Source organism: Rhodoferax sp. OV413, assembly GCF_945881795.1.
Lineage (GTDB): Bacteria > Pseudomonadota > Gammaproteobacteria > Burkholderiales > Burkholderiaceae_C > Allorhodoferax.
The window spans coordinates 1-4,462 of the sequence record NZ_CAMCVG010000132.1; the positions used below are offsets into that span (position 1 = coordinate 1).

The 4,462-nt window shown below is 61.1% G+C and carries 6 protein-coding genes; 2 read left to right on the plus strand and 4 right to left on the minus strand.

From position 1 onward, the window contains the following. Positions 1 to 232 precede the first annotated feature (232 nt). The gene (locus Q0O05_RS11500; protein WP_293663180.1) at positions 233 to 634 is read left to right on the plus strand and encodes a hypothetical protein; all 402 of its coding nucleotides are present in this window, start codon (positions 233 to 235) and stop codon (positions 632 to 634) included. A 127-nt stretch (positions 635 to 761) separates the two neighbouring features. Here Q0O05_RS11500 and Q0O05_RS11505 read toward each other — a convergent pair whose 3' ends face one another. The 3 genes from Q0O05_RS11505 to Q0O05_RS11515 form a co-directional block, all read right to left on the minus strand. Next, positions 762 to 2,720 (minus strand): phosphoenolpyruvate carboxykinase (GTP), encoded by a 1,959-nt coding sequence (locus tag Q0O05_RS11505; protein WP_293663181.1) that lies wholly within the window; start codon positions 2,718 to 2,720, stop codon positions 762 to 764. Positions 2,721 to 2,924: 204 nt separating this feature from the next. After that, positions 2,925 to 3,512 carry a glutathione peroxidase gene (locus tag Q0O05_RS11510; protein WP_366519050.1) on the minus strand — a complete coding sequence of 196 codons (588 nt, stop codon included), beginning with the start codon at positions 3,510 to 3,512 and terminating at the stop codon, positions 2,925 to 2,927. A gap of 99 nt (positions 3,513 to 3,611) precedes the next feature. Next, the gene (locus tag Q0O05_RS11515) at positions 3,612 to 3,752 is read right to left on the minus strand and encodes a hypothetical protein (RefSeq protein WP_293663182.1); all 141 of its coding nucleotides are present in this window, start codon (positions 3,750 to 3,752) and stop codon (positions 3,612 to 3,614) included. A gap of 225 nt (positions 3,753 to 3,977) precedes the next feature. Between Q0O05_RS11515 and Q0O05_RS11520 the strand changes: the two genes are divergently transcribed. Next, a complete protein-coding gene (locus Q0O05_RS11520; RefSeq protein ID WP_293663183.1) occupies positions 3,978 to 4,271 on the plus strand; it encodes a hypothetical protein in 294 nt (97 codons plus the stop codon). 73 nt (positions 4,272 to 4,344) lie between these two features. Here Q0O05_RS11520 and Q0O05_RS11525 read toward each other — a convergent pair. Continuing rightward, on the minus strand, positions 4,345 to 4,462 hold a 118-nt coding region (locus Q0O05_RS11525; protein ID WP_293663186.1), incomplete at its 5' end, for an HRDC domain-containing protein.

Sequence of the window (4,462 nt, forward strand, 5' to 3'; positions counted from 1 at the left end):
AGCTCGGCGGCGGCCCGTGTCAGGCTGCGCTCGGCCATGACGGCGTCAAACACCTTGAGCAGGTTCAGGTCGAAGGTACGGAGTTGGACGCGAGGTGCGGGCATGGCTCATTATCAATGCCGTGAATGGATGTCATCACCAACATAAAGTGGAATAACACTAGGGTAAACCCTATTATTCTCCCATTGGCTTTCTCAGAGCCACAGATCTTCCGCTTTTCAAGGAGTCCACCATGAGCCAAATTATCCGCAACCCGTATGTCGGCGCATCTGCCGCACCGGCCCGCAAACCCGCTGCCCGCGCCGAGAAGATCGAAGCATCACGCACCTTGTCCGGCATGTTGCTGGCGGCGGTTCTGGCGGCATTGATGGTGGTCGCAGAGCAGCTGATAGACACATGGGCCGACGGCCACATGCTCGCGGCCTGGGTTGCGCTGTGGACGGTTACCTTCGCCAGCCTGGCTCTGCTGGCGTCGCCTTTGCGCAAGTTCTCCACGCGCTTGGCCAACGGCTTTGCGGCCTTGTCCCATGCCCGCCGGGAGCGCGCCATGGAAGAAATTATCTGGGCCGATGCCCAGCGCGACCCCCGCATCATGGCCGAGCTGCAACACGCATTGATGCGCAGCCAAGGCTGAAAGCTTGACGCTGCGGGCGCCGGCGGCATCACCTGCTGCCGCTGCAGCCCACAAAAAAAGCCACCCGAGGGTGGCTTTTTCATTGCGCACTCCAGCCCGGCCAAGCGGCGGAGCCAAAGGTGCGTCCTCAGGCCGCCAGGCGCTGTGCCAGTTTGGCCTGGGTTTCGCCAAGTTCGCGGGGCAGGTGGTAGGCCAGCTGGGTGAAGAGCTGGCTGTGCAGGGCGATTTCGGCCCTCCAGTCGTCCTGGTTCAGGCTGGTCACCGAGTCAAACTGGGCTTCGCTGAAGTCCAACCCGGTCCAGTTGATTTCGCTGTACCGCGGGGCGACGCCAAAGCCGGTCTCGGCACCGGTGGCCTTGCCTTCGATGCGGTCAATCATCCACTTGAGGACGCGCATGTTTTCGCCGTAGCCGGGCCAGACGAACTTGCCGTCCTCGCCCTTGCGGAACCAGTTGGTGGTGAAAATCTTGGGCAACCGGGCGCCACTCTGGGCCAGCTTCTCGCCCATGTTGAGCCAGTGCTGGAAGTAGTCGCTCATGTTGTAGCCAATGAAAGGCAGCATCGCAAACGGGTCGCGGCGCACCACGCCCTGCTGGCCGGCAGCGGCAGCGGTGGTCTCCGAGCCCATGGTGGCGGCCATATAGACGCCTTCCACCCAATTGCGGGCCTCGGTTACCAGTGGCACGGTGGTGGATCGGCGCCCGCCGAAAATGAACGCGTCAATCGGCACGCCGTTGGCGTCATCCCACTGGCTGTCCAGAGCCGGGTTGTTGCCGGCGGCCACGGTGAAGCGGGCGTTGGGGTGGGCGGCGGGCTTGAGCTTGCCGTCTGTGCCGGTTTCTTTGGCGATGGCAGGCGTCCAGTCCTTGCCCTGCCAGTCGATCAAATGCGCAGGCAGGCCGCCGGTGTCTTTTTCCATGCCTTCCCACCACACGTCGCCGTCGTCAGTCAGGGCGACGTTGGTGAAGATCACGTTCTTGTCCAGGCTGGCCATGCAGTTGGGGTTGGTGTGGAAGTTGGTGCCGGGTGCCACACCAAAATAGCCCGCCTCGGGGTTGATGGCGTAGAGGCGACCGTCTGCACCGGGCTTGATCCAGGCAATGTCGTCGCCGATGGTGGTGACTTTCCAGCCCTCAAAAGCCGCCGGGGGCACCAACATCGAGAAGTTGGTCTTACCGCAGGCGCTGGGGAAGGCGGCTGCCACGTGGTATTTCCGACCCTCGGGGTTGGTCACGCCGAGAATGAGCATGTGCTCAGCCAGCCAGCCGCGGCCATCGGCTCCACCATCAACTCCGCCATTCGCTCCTTGTGCCGCTGCGCGGCCCATGGTCGACGCAATGCGCAGCGCAAAGCATTTTTTGCCAAGCAGCGCGTTGCCGCCGTAGCCCGATCCGAAGGACCAGATTTCGCGGGTTTCGGGGTAGTGAACGATGTACTTGGTTTTGTTGCAGGGCCACTTCACGTCGGCCTGTCCATCGGCCAAGGGGGCTCCCACGGTGTGTACACAAGGCACAAATTCCCCGTCCACGCCCAGCACGTCGTACACCGCGCGACCCATGCGGGTCATGATGCGCTGGTTGACGGCAACATAGGCGCTGTCGGAGAGCTCAATGCCGATGTGCGCGATGTGCGAGCCCAACGGGCCCATCGAGAAAGGCACCACATACATGGTGCGGCCTTGCATGCAGCCGTCAAACAGGGCTTTTTGCTGCGCGCCGGCGGCGTCAGTCTGGCCGGTTTGCAGAATCTTGCGCATCTCGGCAGGTGCCATCCAGTTGTTGGTGGGGCCGGCGTCTTCCTGGCGCTCGGCGCAGATGAAGGTGCGGTCTTCCACGCGGGCAACGTCGCTGGGGTCGGAGCAGGCCAGGAAGGAGTTGAGTCGCTTGGCGGGGTTCAGCTTCTTGAAGGTGCCGGCGTCGACCAGCAATTGGCACAGGCGCTGGTATTCCTCTTCGGAGCCGTCGCACCAGTACACCTCTTTGGGCTTGGTGAGTGCGACCATGTCGGCCACCCAGGCGACCAGGCGGGGATTTTTAACGTAGCTGGGGGTGTTAAGGGCCAAGCCCTGCATCACGGGTGCGTTCATGAAAAGCTCCTGAGTTTGAAAATCGTCTTTTCAAAATCAGCTGCGAACGACACTCCGAATGCCTCGAACTTTGAAAAACCGGCTTTCCGCACAGGAAAGGCCCGTATCGACCTTCGGTGCAGATGACGATTTTATGAATAGGAACCGGAGTTACAAAGCGATTACAGGCCAACCCTATGCAAAATACACATAGGCTTATACGGCTTATGGCGCGGCGGCGAGTGCCTTTTGAATGGCCGAGGTGAGGCGGGAGTCTTCCGGGCCCGTCATGCTGGAGTAGCTGTTGACCAGTTTGCCTTGGCGGTCCACCAGATACTTGTAAAAGTTCCATCGGGGGGTGCTACCACCCTGACTCATCAGGTCCTGGAACAGCGGGTTGGCCTCGCCGCCCGACACGGTGCTCTTGGCAAACATCGGAAACTTGACGCCGTAGGTGTTGAAGCAGAAATCCGCTATTTGCTTGCTGCTACCCGGCTCCTGTTGGCCGAAATCGTTGGACGGAAAGCCCAGCACCACAAAACCCTTGTCCTGGTATTTGGCGTAAATCCGCTCCAAGCCTTCGTACTGCGAGGTAAATCCGCAGTAGCTTGCCGTATTCACCACCAAAACGACTTTCCCGCTGTATTGGCACAGGTTCTGCGGACTGTCGTCCTGCAACCGGGGCATTGTCTTTTGCCAGAGCTTGGCACATGCGGCGGGTTTGGCGGCAGGCAGGGCCGCAGATCCCGTGGGAGCGCTCGTCTGCGCGCTGGCGGCGGCGCTTATGGAGATTGCGCCTCCCGCCAGAAGCACGCGCAACAAAAAAGCGGCCGAGGCCGCTTTGGTAACGCCCGCCGCGGCCCGGTTACCAAGCGGAAAACGAGTAGGGCTGGCGCTCACTTGCCGTGCCACTCAGGCCATCTTCACTGCGATGAAGGCCAGCAAGAACATCAGCACCGCGCCCACGATGGGCAGCACGATGGGCACCATGGGCACCACTTCGTCCACAGGGTCAGCGGCGTGTTGGTCGTCGGAATGTTGGGGTGCGGACATGGCTGGCCTCGGATGATTTGTTTGAGATGGCGCAGATTTTAGCCACACCCTGTGTCCGTCGCCTGGCCCGCAAGCCGGTAACCGCCATGAAACTTTTTTACATGGCCTGTCAACCGGCGTGCGGCCTCATGCGTGATTACCCTAGGCGTGGACATTTTCAGACGGGCGGAGAAGCCCTCCTTCCGAACGAATGGCCCCGATCCATCAACATTTTGTACGGCACCTATGCAGCGCAATACGATCGAAGTTCCCGAAAAAGGCACTTACAAGTGGCAATTGTTCGACTACTGGTCGGGCGAGTACCGCCAGACCCAGGCAGGACACAACGCCTACATTGCCCTGAACTTCGCCGGCGCCCTGGATGCCTGCAAAAGCAAATTCCAAGCGCTCATGCAGCGCCACAGCGCCCAAGCCAACGATGCAGCCACCGGCGCTCGCCACATGCGTGCCATTGAACGCCTCCAAAACACCATGTCCGGCGCCGCCGTCGCGTTTGAGAGCGGCTTTCACCGCAACTGAACGGAAAAGCCGCGCCTCTGGGGCGCGGTGCGTGCAGTGGGGCGAGTGGCAAACCTTCTTACTGGGGAGCTCCTTATTGCAGCGCCACGACTTCCAGCACTGACGCCGCGTAAGCCTCCAGCTTCTTAGCCCCAATCCCGCTGATACCCTGCAAGTCCGAAATCGTTTGCGGCGCCTTCTGGGCAATCGCC